This is a genomic window from Sphingomonas sp. NBWT7, from assembly GCF_014217605.1.
Taxonomy (GTDB): Bacteria; Pseudomonadota; Alphaproteobacteria; order Sphingomonadales; family Sphingomonadaceae; genus Sphingomonas.
In genome coordinates, this window is sequence record NZ_CP043639.1 from 289,048 (window position 1) to 301,615 (window position 12,568).

At 61.5% G+C, this 12,568-nt stretch carries 13 protein-coding genes and 2 tRNA genes; 6 read left to right on the forward strand and 9 right to left on the reverse strand.

What is annotated here, in order from left to right; genetic code table 11:
* The first annotated feature begins 49 nt into the window (after nt 1-49).
* The gene (locus F1C10_RS01370; RefSeq protein ID WP_185208153.1) at nt 50-1,129 is read left to right on the forward strand and encodes a flagellin; all 1,080 of its coding nucleotides are present in this window, start codon (nt 50-52) and stop codon (nt 1,127-1,129) included.
* Between the two features lie 241 nt (nt 1,130-1,370).
* On the opposite strand, the gene F1C10_RS01375 is transcribed toward F1C10_RS01370, so the two are convergent.
* Both F1C10_RS01375 and F1C10_RS01380 read right to left on the reverse strand, forming a co-directional pair.
* A complete protein-coding gene (locus F1C10_RS01375; protein WP_185208155.1) occupies nt 1,371-2,801 on the reverse strand; it encodes a hypothetical protein in 1,431 nt (476 codons plus the stop codon).
* 736 nt (nt 2,802-3,537) lie between these two features.
* On the reverse strand, nt 3,538-3,741 hold the full coding sequence (locus F1C10_RS01380) for an AlpA family transcriptional regulator (RefSeq protein ID WP_185208157.1): 204 nt from the start codon (nt 3,739-3,741) through the stop codon (nt 3,538-3,540).
* A 158-nt stretch (nt 3,742-3,899) separates the two neighbouring features.
* Between F1C10_RS01380 and F1C10_RS01385 the strand changes: the two genes are divergently transcribed.
* The gene (locus tag F1C10_RS01385; RefSeq protein ID WP_185208159.1) at nt 3,900-5,063 is read left to right on the forward strand and encodes a site-specific integrase; all 1,164 of its coding nucleotides are present in this window, start codon (nt 3,900-3,902) and stop codon (nt 5,061-5,063) included.
* A 62-nt stretch (nt 5,064-5,125) separates the two neighbouring features.
* On the opposite strand, the gene F1C10_RS01390 is transcribed toward F1C10_RS01385, so the two are convergent.
* The 6 genes from F1C10_RS01390 to aroA form a co-directional block, all read right to left on the reverse strand.
* A tRNA-Leu gene (locus F1C10_RS01390) sits at nt 5,126-5,212 on the reverse strand.
* A 47-nt stretch (nt 5,213-5,259) separates the two neighbouring features.
* A complete protein-coding gene (locus tag F1C10_RS01395; protein WP_185208160.1) occupies nt 5,260-5,538 on the reverse strand; it encodes an integration host factor subunit beta in 279 nt (92 codons plus the stop codon).
* Between the two features lie 153 nt (nt 5,539-5,691).
* Nucleotides 5,692-7,407 carry a 30S ribosomal protein S1 gene (gene rpsA, locus F1C10_RS01400; RefSeq protein ID WP_085809116.1) on the reverse strand — a complete coding sequence of 572 codons (1,716 nt, stop codon included), beginning with the start codon at nt 7,405-7,407 and terminating at the stop codon, nt 5,692-5,694.
* Between the two features lie 244 nt (nt 7,408-7,651).
* Nucleotides 7,652-8,275 (reverse strand): (d)CMP kinase, encoded by a 624-nt coding sequence (cmk, locus tag F1C10_RS01405; protein ID WP_185208162.1) that lies wholly within the window; start codon nt 8,273-8,275, stop codon nt 7,652-7,654.
* Nucleotides 8,272-9,243 carry an alpha/beta hydrolase gene (locus F1C10_RS01410; RefSeq protein ID WP_258043010.1) on the reverse strand — a complete coding sequence of 324 codons (972 nt, stop codon included), beginning with the start codon at nt 9,241-9,243 and terminating at the stop codon, nt 8,272-8,274. The genes cmk and F1C10_RS01410 overlap by 4 nt, the downstream gene beginning before the upstream one ends.
* Nucleotides 9,240-10,619 (reverse strand): 3-phosphoshikimate 1-carboxyvinyltransferase, encoded by a 1,380-nt coding sequence (gene aroA, locus F1C10_RS01415; RefSeq protein ID WP_185208163.1) that lies wholly within the window; start codon nt 10,617-10,619, stop codon nt 9,240-9,242. Before aroA ends, F1C10_RS01410 begins: the two co-directional genes overlap by 4 nt.
* 113 nt (nt 10,620-10,732) lie before the next feature.
* On the opposite strand from aroA, the gene F1C10_RS01420 reads away from it, so the two are divergent.
* On the forward strand, nt 10,733-11,053 hold the full coding sequence (locus F1C10_RS01420; RefSeq protein ID WP_085809120.1) for a TIGR02300 family protein: 321 nt from the start codon (nt 10,733-10,735) through the stop codon (nt 11,051-11,053).
* 79 nt (nt 11,054-11,132) lie between these two features.
* A tRNA-Ala gene (locus F1C10_RS01425) sits at nt 11,133-11,208 on the forward strand.
* A 243-nt stretch (nt 11,209-11,451) separates the two neighbouring features.
* On the opposite strand, the gene F1C10_RS01430 is transcribed toward F1C10_RS01425, so the two are convergent.
* On the reverse strand, nt 11,452-11,754 hold the full coding sequence (locus F1C10_RS01430; protein WP_185208165.1) for a hypothetical protein: 303 nt from the start codon (nt 11,752-11,754) through the stop codon (nt 11,452-11,454).
* 89 nt (nt 11,755-11,843) lie between these two features.
* On the opposite strand from F1C10_RS01430, the gene F1C10_RS01435 reads away from it, so the two are divergent.
* Entirely contained in the window at nt 11,844-12,164 is a 321-nt protein-coding gene (locus F1C10_RS01435) for a hypothetical protein (protein WP_185208167.1), read from the forward strand.
* 30 nt (nt 12,165-12,194) lie between these two features.
* A complete protein-coding gene (locus F1C10_RS01440; protein ID WP_185208169.1) occupies nt 12,195-12,560 on the forward strand; it encodes a CsbD family protein in 366 nt (121 codons plus the stop codon).
* The last annotated feature ends 8 nt before the right edge of the window (nt 12,561-12,568 follow it).

Consider the following 12,568-nt stretch of genomic DNA (forward strand, 5'->3'; position numbering starts at 1 on the left):
AGCGGGGCGTTAACTAACCTGCATTCAGAATGGGTTCGAAGGGGAACCCATGACGATCATCAATACGAACGGCGCAGCGTTGCGGGCCATGGGGGCAACTCGCACCGCCGACATAAGCCTTGCTACGGCGATGGAGCGTCTCTCCACCGGAAAGCGGATCAACAGCGCGAAGGATGACGCGGCTGGCTTGTCGATTGCTTCCGGCATGACAGCGCAGATTATGGGGATGCGGCAAGGGATTCGAAATGCCGTGGACGGCGCTTCCTTGGTTCAAACGGCGGAAGGTGCGTTGGATGAAGTGACCAATATGGCGCAGCGCATTCGTGAGCTAACGATACAGTCCTTGTCCGGCACCTACAGCGACCAGGACCGCGCCAGTATGCAGGTCGAAGTTGGTGCGCTGAATGAGCAGATCGGCAAGACAATTAAAAATACGAACTTTAACGGGAAACAGATTTTTCCCATTGGGGGACTAGACCCTTCTGGCGCTTTGGAAGGCCCGGTTATCTCTATAAATATTCAAGCCGGTGCGAACGCAGAAGACTCCATTCCTATCAATGTGAAAAGTTTTCCTTTATCGTATCAGCGGCAAACACCAGCGTTCATTACCCCACCTGCTATAGGCCCCTACGTCAGTTCGCATTTCATAACGTTTGATGATTATGTGGTTGGGGCCACAAGTGGCGGGCTACCAATTCGTGCTGATCAAATTGGAACGACTGTAGATGGGTCAATAGGCGATCAATGGTACGATACCAGCCACTCCGGTCGCAACTTCTTCGGCGGTATCCTTTACTACGCTTATCGATCCATGGATTTTGAACAGGAAATCAGTGTAGCGAATACATACAAGGCCGAAAACACCTTAGCTAAGGTAGACGACTTTCTATCGCGCCTAACAGAAGCGCGGGCAGGTTTTGGCGCGTCACAGAACCGATTGGAATCAGCAGTCAACAATCTTGCTAGCGCCTCGACCAATCTTGCTGATGCAAAATCAAGTAACGAAGATGCAGATTTCTCAGCGGAAACGACCGCCCTTGCTAGGGCACAAATCCTGAAACAGGCATCAACGGCGATTTTGGCGCAAGCCAATCAGAGCCAGCAAGGCGTGTTGAAATTGCTTGGGTAAGCCGCAATAGGCTCTATGCTGCCCGCTAAGGCACCTTACAGCGGCGATCCGTGCCTTTAGAGTAGGACCGCCAGTCGATCAGCAATCGCGTTTGTAGAGCCTTGAATGGGTCAAAGCTGCTACGGCGCGTCGCTCGTTTCATTAACAGTCGAAGTCCTACCAGCATCCAAAAAGGGCCAGCATAGTCCTTTTCCACTTTTGCCATTGTGGTACCCTATCCTCACACTAACAATACGACGGCCTATTTCGCGTCGATGGTCGGGCGAACTCCCACGTAAGCTGCGAACTTCTCTGATAGCGCCTTGATTGCCAACTCTTTGTATCTCGCCGGAACGATGATTGAGTCATGTACGGGCAGCGCCGGTATGCCATGCTCAAAGGCAAGAGTGTGCACCGCATCTATCACAGCTTCACTCTCGATGAATTGAAGATCACCCCATCTAATGGGACTATCAGGCCATGATTTTAGAAGCGGTATCGCACTTAGAACCGCTTCCTTCACCGCTCCAAAGGGAACGGCTCGCAAGTCCTGTCCCGTCTTCTTTCGATACGTAGCAACGGCGTTGTCGGTCCAATCCTTGTGAAACCGGTCGTATCCCAAAGTCATCGTAACAAACGTCTTCACCACACCGCGATCAAAGCCGGGAATGATGTAGGGGTCGGGATGGTTCGGGAGCGGGATGCCAGCCATAGCGTGAAGGATCGTTAGGTGGCTGGCTTTGATATCCAGTTCTACCGTCTCTTCCCCGTTGATACGGATATCCTGCCTTATAACAGGCTGCGCGATAGTTCGCCGCTTACCGGCCAGTTGCTGGTAGTTGCCAAACCCTACGGAATATAGCCGTCCACCCTGATCCCAATTGAATGCAGATTGGTCCCCACGCGAAAACATGCGGACGAAGGCGTAGTGGCAGTTTGGCGTAATTTCCTGCTTTGCGAAGAAAGCATTTAGTTCGTTTACCTGCTCCGCAATCTGCTTCGCCTTGCCGTCACCAAGGTCAAACGTCATGCTCTGCGGCTCACGACCAAACCGCCGCGCCGTCTTCAATGTAACCGGGTTTCGCAATGCTGATGGCCGGGGCATGAACCCGAAGTGTAGGTACGCATTGGCTGGCGTGATCCCATAGGCGGCGGCCATTTCAAGCAGCTTGTCCGTGGCCCTAAACCGAGCAGCTTGGGCCTTCGCACCCGCCCCCGTATGCTCCCTGAAACCTCGCTGATAATCGATTAGCCGGAACTCATACATGCCTTGGATAACCGACCTGAACGGCTTGTATCCTACCGGCTCTTTCGTGAAAGCCCCTGGACTCATAACATGATATCCGTAGCTTAGCTCTTGATCTGCAACGATCCTAAATAGGTCGGAAACGAAAGCGCCTAATGCAGCTTTGAATGACGTTGATGGTTTATATGATTTGTCTGTTCTGGTTATTACCTTATTCGATAATTGTTTTATAAAATCTACTGATATTTCCGTATTCGGTCTGTTTATTAGGCTTAGATATTCGCCGTCACCCTCTATCTTATCATTATCTTCGATGAAGGATTTATAGTGACTCCCATATCCTTCTAATAATCCTTTTTGAAAGAAGGATTGGGAGAAGGAAGGAAGAGAGAAGGAAAGGGAAGAAGAGGAAGAAATAGGAAAGAGCATATAGAGTAACCAATTCATTGAAGAGGCATAGGCAGGGTCGAGTCGAACTAAGCGCCAACTGATTCAACGTCGAAGGACTGATGACGCTTCAACTCTAAGCTCCGCACACGGAAAGATACCACCACGGTGAAACGCGGTAGAACTATCATCGTGCGGTCGATGCGGAAGCGTATCAGCGATAGTAGGTGAACGCCGAAACCATCAAAGTCAGCGTGTATCGGCGGTTTAGCGGATCGAAGTGGCGAAGCAATGGCTTCGACTATCTCTTATGACTTCTCCATATTTAAATAACCTATGGAGTAGTTAAGCAAATTTCCCGATTTTCAATTTATACCAGCCACCGCAGCACGACTTTAAACGCGCTGATTAACGGTGCCTGATTTAGAAGACTGGTTGCTAACGAGGGGAAAAGACTTTTCCGCCTTAGTTAGAGCGACTGGTGAAGTCGTGATTCAACCACGATTTCACCAACCTCACAATCTAGGCGTCTTTCGTCGCAGGGCCGCATCTATCGCACCCCTGTTACGATGCTGATCCGATTGCTTCGCATTGGATCGAAAAGAATCCAGTAGTCGCCAATCTGCTCGACCGCCCATCCACGGGATCGGGCTTCCCGCATTACCGTTGAGCGGGTCGAGTAGCGATTAATTGACGATAGTTTGGGGCGGATAGGGCCACCGCTCCGCGCGACCGCACTGCGTTCAAAGAGGCTTTGCGCCCAGCCTTCCGGTGACGTGCGTTTGTAGGTCATAGCTTAGCCCTGCGCACCGATGAAGGCGTCAAGATCGGCAACGCGGTAGAACCGGCGGCCACCGACGCGAACGCTCGCCGGTCCAATGCCACGGCTGCTCCAATTCCCTAGCGTCCTGTAAGACAATCCCAAATAAGACGCTGCGTCACGACGGTTCATCCGCCCGTCAGGTGTAATGCGCACGGTGGTACTCTCAATCACAGTCATAGACCTTATTTTCAACAGGTGCCATAATCGGCCCGCGAATCGGCTATAAAGCGGAGCGTGACGTAAGAAAATGCGATGGACCTAGCGCCTCTACTTCGGTGAAGGACAAAGAAATTTAGACTTTGCGCTATGAAGCGCTGCACTTGTTTGAGGTTATGATGGCGAAGTTTGTAAAGATGACGCGTGATAACGTACGTAAGCTCATTACCGGGAAGCCCATTGCCGAACACGGGATCGTCGTTCAACGAACGAAGAAGGGCGACCTGCGGTACAGCATCAACGTGATGGTCGATGGTGAACGCATTCACCGGGTGATCGGTACCGACAGCGAGGGTGTCACACGCGAGCAAGCGGAACGCGCTATCGAGCAGTTCAGAACGCAAGCGAGGGAAGGGCGCTTAAACCTACCGGCAGGACGTAAGCTGCATCTAAGCTTCGCGGAAGCCGCTAAGGGCTACCTAGAACGGATGGAGCAGACCGGCGGGCGAAACCTCAAATCGAAAACCCGCCACATCAATGCGCACCTTGTTCCGGCGTTCGGAAGCGTGCGGGCTGATCGCCTTACCGACTTTCAGGTGCAGCAGTACACCCGGAAGCGCTTGGAGGTTGTGAAGCAGCCAACCGTCAATCGCGAGTTGGCTACCCTCTCCCATGCCTTGAAGCGGTTCGTGCAATGGAAGTGGATCAAGCACGACGATGCGCCGCGGATCGTAAAAGGATTAGAGCCTCGCAAGAAAATCGCTGTTCTTGATGAGCAGCACGCAACGGCGTTGATGGAAGCCGCCAAGGTCGATTCCGACTCGAGGTTGTGGCTTTTCGTTGCGTTCGGACTGAACGCGGCGATGCGTCACGCCGAAATCCTGCGGGTTCGATACGACCATATCGACTTCGCGAACTGTCGCATCTTCATCCCGGATGCGAAAGCGGGCGAGCGCGAGCAGCCGATCACTTCTAGCCTCGCGAATCACCTACGGAGCCAGTTGGCAGTCGATGGCGAATCGGCAGATTGGGTGTTCCCATCAGTTGGAAAGACGGCGCGTCAGCCGCACCGAACGAGCCTAGCGGTTCCATTCAAGCGAGCGGTGATTCGGGCCGGTTTGCTGCCGGGCAAGGTCACCCCGCACGTCATGCGGCATACGGCGATAACAAGGTTGGTGAAGGCTGGTGTCGACCTTCCCACCGTACAGAAGATCAGCGGTCATAAAACGCTCGCGATGGTTCTTAGGTACGCTCACGTTCACGGTCGCCATATCGACCAAGCGATTGCGGTATTGGACGCAAACGAGCGTTCCACAGCTACACCAGTTTTACACGCAGCCTGATAGATACGGGATAGGTGTCCATGCCCATCCCGGAAATAATCTTTGTTTACAGGCACTTGTGATGGTGCGGACGGCGGGACTCGAACCCGCACGCCCATACGGGCAGAAGATTTTAAGTCTCCGGCGTCTACCGGTTCCGCCACGTCCGCGCATCACCTGCGCTCGAAAGCGCGCGCTGACGGCCTACGTCAAGCGTTCAGACGTTGAGGCGCGCCCGCATCTCCTTGCCGGGCTTGAAATAAGGCACGCGCTTGGCCGTCACGTCGACCGTCTCGCCGGTGCGGGGGTTGCGCCCCGTACGCGCATCGCGGGCCCGGGTGGAAAAGGCGCCGAACCCACGCAGTTCGACGCGGCCATCCTCCGCCAGCCGCCGGACGATCTCATCGAAGAACGTCGCAACCAGCGCTTCGACGTCGCGCACCGACAGGCTGGGATTCTCGTCGACCAGCAGCTGCACCAATTCCGACCGGATCATTCTTCTACCCTCTGACGCGCCGTCGTCAGCACGACGGCGTCCCTATTCTAATACAGGTCAAGAAGGATCAGAATAGGACCGGAACGACATTAATTTCGTTAATGGCCGGAAATCGGGCCGGATCGCACGCGACCCGGCCCTCTTTCCGATCGATCAGTCCTTGCTCTGGCGCGCCTTGAGCGCCTCGCCAAGGATGTCGCCGAGCGACGCGCCCGAGTCGGACGAGCCGTACTGCGCCACGGCCTGCTTCTCTTCGGAGATCTGCATCGCCTTGATCGAGAAGGTTGGCTTCTTCGAACGGTCGAAACCCGTCACCATCGCGTCGAACTTCTGGCCGACCTGGAACCGCTCTGGACGCTGCTCGTCGCGGTCGCGGCCGAGATCGGTACGCTTGATGAAGCCGGTCGCGCCATCGTCGCCCGCCTGAACCTCGAGGCCCGCGTCGCGGACTTCGAGCACGGTGACGGTGGTGATCTGGTTCTTGCCCAGACGATCGCCGGCAGCCGCCGCGCCGCCCGCCACAGGCGCGCCGCGCTCGAGCTGCTTCATGCCAAGGCTGATACGCTCCTTCTCGGCATCGACGTCGAGTACGATCGCCTGAACGGTCTCACCCTTGCGGTGCAGGTTGAGCGCGTCCTCACCCGACACGCCCCACGCGATGTCGGACATGTGGACCATGCCGTCGACGTCGTTGTCGAGGCCGATGAACAGGCCGAACTCGGTGGCGTTCTTGACTTCGCCCTCGACGGTCGTGCCGACCGGATGCTCGGCAGCGAAGCGCTCCCACGGGTTCTGCTGCGCCTGCTTCAGGCCAAGCGAGATGCGGCGCTTGTCGGCGTCGACCTCGAGCACCACCACGTCGACTTCCTGCGAGGTCGAGACGATCTTGCCCGGGTGGACGTTCTTCTTGGTCCACGACATTTCGCTGACGTGCACCAGGCCCTCGATGCCCGGCTCCAGCTCGACGAACGCACCATATTCGGTGATGTTCGTGACGCGGCCCGACAGCTTCGCGCCGACCGGATACTTGGCCGATGCGCCATCCCACGGATCGCTCTCGAGCTGCTTCATGCCGAGCGAGATGCGCTGCGTGTCCTTGTTGATGCGGATGATCTGCACCTTCACCGTGTCGCCGATGTTGATCATCTCGGACGGGTGCTGGACGCGCTTGTAGCTGAGGTCGGTGACGTGCAGCAGGCCGTCGATGCCGCCCAGGTCGACGAACGCACCGTAATCGGTGATGTTCTTGACGACGCCGTCGATGATCTGACCCTCGGCGAGGCTCTGGATCAGGCCCGACCGCTGCTCGGCGCGGGTCTCTTCCAGCACCGCGCGGCGCGACACGACGATGTTGCCGCGCTTGCGGTCCATCTTCAGAATCTGGAACGGCTGCGGGATATCCATCAGCGGCGTGACGTCACGCACCGGACGGATGTCGACCTGGCTGCCCGGCAGGAAGGCCACGGCGCCGTTCAGGTCGACGGTGAAGCCGCCCTTCACGCGGCCGAAGATCACGCCCTCGACGCGCGCGGTCTTGGCGAATTCGGTTTCCAGCTTGTCCCAGGCGGCTTCGCGGCGCGCGCGGTCACGCGACAGCATCGCTTCGCCGTGCATGTTCTCGACGCGGTCGACATAGACTTCGACTTCGTCGCCGACCTTCAGCTCGGCCTTCTGGCCCGGCGCCGGCGCGAACTCGCGCAGCGGTACGCGGCCCTCGCTCTTCAGGCCGACGTCGATCACGGCCATGTCGTTCTCGATCGCGGTCACGGTGCCATGCACCACGCGGCCCTCGAAGCTGTCGGCGCCGCCGAACATGTCATCGAGCATCGCCGCGAAATCATCACGGGTTGGGGTTGGCTGGGTCGCCATAAAGTCGTTGGTCCTAACTCAGTTCGTTTCCGGCCAAGCGGTTGGTTCCGCTGGTCTTGGCCATCACCGCCGCTGCGGCCGAATGCCGCCGCGGCGTCCGCACGGGCAAGGGAGGGAGGAGGGCCAGAACGCGCTGATGCGAAAAGGGCGCGAGAGAATTTCCTCCGCACCGCGCCTCCGCGAACCCAGTCCGCCGGACGGCGCGCCTTACTGCAAAGCGCGGCCGATCACAAGGCGCATCGCCTCAGCCGCCGCGCCGCGCCTCGACCAGCGCGATCGCCTTCTCGACCGATGCCTCGATCGACAGGAAACTGGTGTCGAGCAGCGCGGCGTCACTCGCCGGCACCAGCGGCGCGGCGGCGCGGGAGCTGTCGCGCTGGTCGCGCGCCCGAATGTCGCCGAGCACCTGATCAAACGACGCCGCCGATCCGCGCGACAAGAGCTCGTTGTGGCGGCGGCGCGCGCGGATCGTCGGCGTTGCGCGCACGAACAGCTTGGCCTGCGCATCGGGGGCGATGACGGTACCGATATCGCGTCCGTCGAGCACCGCGCCGCCCTCCTGATGCGCGAACCTCTTCTGCCGCTGGAGCAGCGCTGCGCGCACCAGCGGGTGCGCCGAGACGATCGACGCGAGCTTGCCCATGTCGTCGTCGCGCAGCGCGGGATCGGCGAGCGTCAATTCGTCGAAGTCGCACGCCGCGACGGCATCGGCTTCCTTGGTCGGATCGAGTTCCAATCGTGCCACCGTCGCGCCGACCGCGCGATACAGCAGCCCGGTGTCGAGATGCGGCAGCCGGTAATGGCGGGCGAGCGCCTTGGCGATCGTGCCCTTGCCCGACGCGGCGGGCCCGTCGACGGCGATGATCATGCCAGCGCGTCCTGCCGCGCGAGCCAGCCGCGCACCAGCGCCACCGTCTCCGCCGGCCGATCGTTGAACAGCCCGTGTCCGGCGCCCGGCACGACGGCGAACTCGGCGCCCGGCACGCGCTCGGCGAAGCCGGCGGTGGTGACGGGACGCGCCTCGTCATATTGGCCACAAAGGAACAAGGTACGCTTTCCTTCCAGCTTGGCGAGCAGCGGCTCGCCGTCGTAATCCTTGAGCGTGCCGGTGGAGACGAACTCGCTCGCGCCCCACATCGCGCGGTACAGCGCCTGATTCGATCCCGGCACCACGCGGCGATAGGCCGCGACGTCGGCGGCGGCTGCCTCGCGTCGGCCGTAAGCGGCGTAGAAGGCGGCAGTCGGCGCGTCGCACGCCGGTGGCGGCACTAGCTCAGTCAGCGCGCCGCACTGCCGAAGCTGCGTCCGGACCGCCGGCGGCAGATCGCCGATCAGTGCCTGCGCGTCGGCAAGCCAAGTGCGCGTCGACACGAGCGGGCTGGCGAGCGCGAGCCCGGCCAGCGCCGCCGGCCGCCGCGCGCCATATTCCAGCGCGATCGTGCCGCCCCAGCTAGCGCCTAACACGTGCCAGCGCGCGATGCCGAGCGCCCGCCGGATCGCGTCAAGCTCGTCGACGAAGCGCGCGACACGCCAGTTCGCCGGATCGCCCGGGCGGTCCGAGCGCCCCGAATCGAGCTGATCGTACAGGATCACCGCGCGCTCGTCGGCGAGCGCCAGCGCCTCGAGGAAGCCGGCGTGCGTCCCGCCCGGCCCGCCGTGGATCATCACCACCGGCGGGCGCTTCGCGGCGAGGTCGCCGTCGACGCGAACGAAGATCCGCCCGCCCGGTACCGGTACCATCGCGGTGCGTACCGGCCGATCGAGCACGCGTGCGAACGCCGGCGCTGCGGCGAGGCTGGCGGCAATCCCGGCGATCAGGCCCCGGCGATCGATCACGTCCAGCTGACCGTCCCTCCCAGCGTCTCGAGCAGCGCGAAGAAGCCGGGAAAGCTCGTCGCGACCGGGCTCGCGTCGTCGATGGTGACCGGCGAACGGGCGTGAAGTCCAGCGATCGCCATGCTCATCGCGATACGATGGTCGAGACGCGAGGCGATCCGTGCGCCGCCCGCGATCGGCTCGCCGCCGCTGCCCTCGATCGTCAGCCCATCGGGATACTCGGCGGTGCTGACGCCGCAAGCGTCGAGCGCGGCCTTCATTGCCGCGATGCGATCCGATTCCTTGACGCGCAATTCGTCCGCGCCGCGCGCGATCGTGCGTCCGCTGGCGAACGCCGCCGCAACGAACAGCGCGGGATATTCGTCGATCATCGCCGGCGCCAAATCGTGCGGCACCTCGATCCCCGTCAGCGGCGCGTGCCGTACGCGCAGGTCCGCCACCGGCTCGCCGCCGACAGTGCGCGGGACGAGTTCGGTGATGTCGGCCCCCATCAGCCGAAGCGCGGTCAGCAGCCCGGCACGCGTCGGGTTGAGCCCGACGTTCTCGACGACCACGTCGCTGCCCGGCACGACGCTCGCGGCGACCATGAAGAAGGCAGCGGACGAGGGATCGCCCGGCACGACGATCGTCTGCGGCCGCAGCTCCGCCTCGCCCGTGATCGAGATGATCCGGCCCCGGTTGGTCGTCTCGACCTCGATCGTCGCGCCGAACCCTTCCAGCATTCGCTCGCTGTGGTCGCGCGTCGCCACCGGCTCAATCACGCGCGTGATGCCCGGCGTGTTGAGGCCAGCCAGCAGTACCGCCGACTTTACCTGTGCGGATGCGACCGGGAGCTCGTAGCTGATCGGCACCGCCGGGCACAGGCCGCGCACCATCAGCGGCAATCGGCCGCCGGGGCTGGCGGTGATGTCCGCCCCCATGCTCGCCAGCGGATCGATCACGCGCTTCATCGGCCGGCCGGAGAGCGAGGCGTCGCCGGTGAAGGTGGCGGTGATCGGATGGCTGGCGACCAACCCCATCAGCAGCCGCGTCGACGTGCCCGAATTGCCCATTTCGAGCGCGCCTGCCGGCTGCAGCAGCCCGCCGACGCCGACGCCGTTGATGCGCCAGACCGCATCCTCGCCGCGCGTGATCGTCGCGCCCATCGCGCGCATCGCGGCGGCGGTGGCGAGCACATCCTCGCCTTCCAGCAGCCCCTCGACGCAGCTCTCGCCCACTGCCAGCGCGGAGAGCATCAGCGCGCGATGGCTAATCGATTTGTCGCCCGGCACGCGGATCCGCCCGCGCAGCGTGGCGGCGGCGTGGACGGTCGCCTCGTGTGCGCCGTGGCGCTGATCGGCAGGAAGATTGGCGGGCGGGGCAGGGGGGTGCGGCATTGCGCGCCGCGCCTTGCCAGCGGGGTTGTGCTATGGCAATGGCCGCCCCACTTCGCGGGTCTGGGACTTTCCCGAACCTGTTGACTCTTCCCATCCGAAAGGCACGACACGGCATGATTAAGCCGGAATGGGGCACGAAGCGGACGTGCCCGAAATGCGCCACGCGTTTCTATGATCTGCAAAAGGACGATCCGGTCACGTGCATCGAATGCGGCTTCGCATTCGTGCCCGAGCCGATCCTGAAATCGAAGCAGCCGATGCCATTCGAGGCCGCCAAGGCCGAGAAGACCCCTGACAGCGATCTGGCGGGTGACGACGAGAACGATCTGGTCGCGGACGAAGACGAGGAGCCCAGCGCCGACGATGAGGTCGATTTGGGCGGCGACGACGATCTCGGCGTCGAGACGCAGACGGACGACGACGACAACAATTGACGGCAATTCGGCGAGCGGCCCGAACAGGCCGCTTGCCAAGCCATCCGCGCCCCGCTAGGGGGCGCTTCCCGGACGGATTGGGGCCGTAGCTCAGCTGGGAGAGCGTCGCAATGGCATTGCGAAGGTCAGGGGTTCGATCCCCCTCGGCTCCACCATTTCACCCGTCCTGCTTCACCTTCTTTGCTGCTTTTGTGACGATGGCGATCCGTGCTGCGTGAGCCTGCACGCCAGGCTTCTGCAAAGGCACATCGCTCCCCGACCTTCGCCACGTGACCGCCATTTCTGGCCGGCATGGCAGCAGGCCGGCGTAGCGCGGCATGATCGACAGTCAGCCGTGAAGCGCTGCGCCATTTCTCGCTGCGCACGATCTGCTCGACGGGCCTTGCCGCAAAGCTCGTTCAGCTTGTGCCGCCACGACGCCGCGCCACTGCCACGAAATCTACCATGCGTGGGGTATTTCCGTCCCATTTCGTGCCACCACATGCTTCGATACCGCCTGTGTAGCAGCAAGGTTCGGTGATCTTATGGTGAAGTATAGCGTCGCGGAAAATCGAGAATATTTCCTGAAGCGCAGCGTAGATCATTGTAAGCTCGCGGAATTGTCCGATGACCCGGCTCGGCGCGCGTTGCATTGCCGCTTTGCCGACCTCTATCGCGAGCGTGCCGAGACATCGGCCGTGGTAGAAGGCGACTAGGTACATCGCGCAAAGATACTAGGAACGACCCGCCGCAGTGCCGGTTTAAGCGTCCGGATCGGTCACATATTGTCGCCGATCGTGGAGGCGATAGCGTGATCAAGCCAATTATCGGTACACTGGCAACCTTGGCTGTGATCGGGTGCGCGGCCCCGGCCACGCGTATTTCGACCGGTCTGCAACGCTACGGGCTCGACGCCGAACGCTCGACCTGTGTCGGTGATCGCCTCCAGGCCAATCTCTCGCTCGGCCAGTTGCAGCAGCTCGGCAAGGCGGCGGCGGCCTATCGCCGTGATGATGCTGATCCGACCCGTCTCACCGCAAGCGACCTCGCGCGCGTCGCGGGTGAGATCGACGATCCCAAGATTGCGCCGGAAGTGGGCAAGGCCGCCGCGGGATGCGGCGTGCTGCTCTGAACTTCGCGACATTATTCAAGGACAAGCATCATGAACAAGCATGAGGTGCGCGGCGGCGTGCGCTATGTCGGCGGGAAGGCCGAGAAGCTCGTCGGCGACGTGATCGACGATCGCAACTGGCAGGTCGACGGCGTCGTCGATCAGGTGGCGGGCGCCGTCCAGCATACCTATGGTCGCGCCGTCAGCGTCGCCGAGGATGCGATCGAAACCGCGCCCGGCGCATTGCGCGACGCGATCGACGACGTGCAGGTGCGCGCCGCGCCGGCGGTGGCGGCGGCAAGGCAGGGGGCGCGTTCGCTTGCCGACGAGATCCGCGACAATCCGGCGCTGTGGGCCGCCGGCGCAGCGCTGGGCGGCTATGCGCTCGGCTGGCTGATCCACCGGCCGCGCGGCTGATCGCCCAC

Coding starts and splice junctions, on each gene's coding strand:
- F1C10_RS01370 (WP_185208153.1), top strand. CDS start 50: ATGACGATCATCAATACGAACGGCGCAGCGTTGCGGGCCATGGGGGCA.
- F1C10_RS01440 (WP_185208169.1), top strand. CDS start 12,195: ATGAACAAGCATGAGGTGCGCGGCGGCGTGCGCTATGTCGGCGGGAAG.
- rpsA (WP_085809116.1), bottom strand. CDS start 7,407: ATGGCGACCCAGCCAACCCCAACCCGTGATGATTTCGCGGCGATGCTC.
- F1C10_RS01375 (WP_185208155.1), bottom strand. CDS start 2,801: ATGAATTGGTTACTCTATATGCTCTTTCCTATTTCTTCCTCTTCTTCC.
- F1C10_RS01395 (WP_185208160.1), bottom strand. CDS start 5,538: ATGATCCGGTCGGAATTGGTGCAGCTGCTGGTCGACGAGAATCCCAGC.
- F1C10_RS01430 (WP_185208165.1), bottom strand. CDS start 11,754: ATGTACCTAGTCGCCTTCTACCACGGCCGATGTCTCGGCACGCTCGCG.
- F1C10_RS01380 (WP_185208157.1), bottom strand. CDS start 3,741: ATGACTGTGATTGAGAGTACCACCGTGCGCATTACACCTGACGGGCGG.
- F1C10_RS01385 (WP_185208159.1), top strand. CDS start 3,900: ATGGCGAAGTTTGTAAAGATGACGCGTGATAACGTACGTAAGCTCATT.
- aroA (WP_185208163.1), bottom strand. CDS start 10,619: ATGCCGCACCCCCCTGCCCCGCCCGCCAATCTTCCTGCCGATCAGCGC.
- cmk (WP_185208162.1), bottom strand. CDS start 8,275: ATGATCATCGCCGTCGACGGGCCCGCCGCGTCGGGCAAGGGCACGATC.
- F1C10_RS01420 (WP_085809120.1), top strand. CDS start 10,733: ATGATTAAGCCGGAATGGGGCACGAAGCGGACGTGCCCGAAATGCGCC.